Below are 447 nucleotides of genomic sequence, written 5' to 3' on the forward strand. Positions count from 1 at the left end.
CCATCGCCGCCTCGGCGCCGACCTCCTCGGTGATCGCGTACTCGGGATCGTCGTACGCGGCCATCTTGTTCGACCAGTCGAAGATCTTGGACCGGTCCTCCTGCGGTACGCCGATGAGTTCGGCGATCGCCTGGAGCGGCAGCTCCACCGCGATGTCCGTGACGAAGTCGAACGAGCCGTCGGCCCCGGCCGCTGCCCCCGCGTGCGCGGTCTCCACGATGGAACGGGCCCGTGCCCGCAGGGCCTGCTCCAGCGAGCGCACCGCGCGCGGGGTGAAGCCGCGCTGGACGATCTGACGGACCCGGGTGTGCTCCGGCGGGTCCATGTTCAGCATGATCAGCTTCTGGAGCTCGATCTGGTCGCGGCTGTTCGTCTGGTTGAAGCGGATGACGGCGGTGTGGGTGTTCGAGGAGAACTACTCCGGGTGCGTGGAGACGTACTTGACGT

The 447-nt window shown here is 67.6% G+C and carries 1 pseudogene; it reads right to left on the reverse strand.

Annotated elements, in window-relative coordinates:
* Nucleotides 1–447 (reverse strand): annotated as a pseudogene (locus tag RNC47_RS36850) (steroid C27-monooxygenase); the annotation flags it as partial.

Origin of the sequence: Streptomyces millisiae (assembly GCF_031845425.1) — a bacterium.
GTDB classification, from domain to species: domain Bacteria; phylum Actinomycetota; class Actinomycetes; order Streptomycetales; family Streptomycetaceae; genus Streptomyces; species Streptomyces millisiae.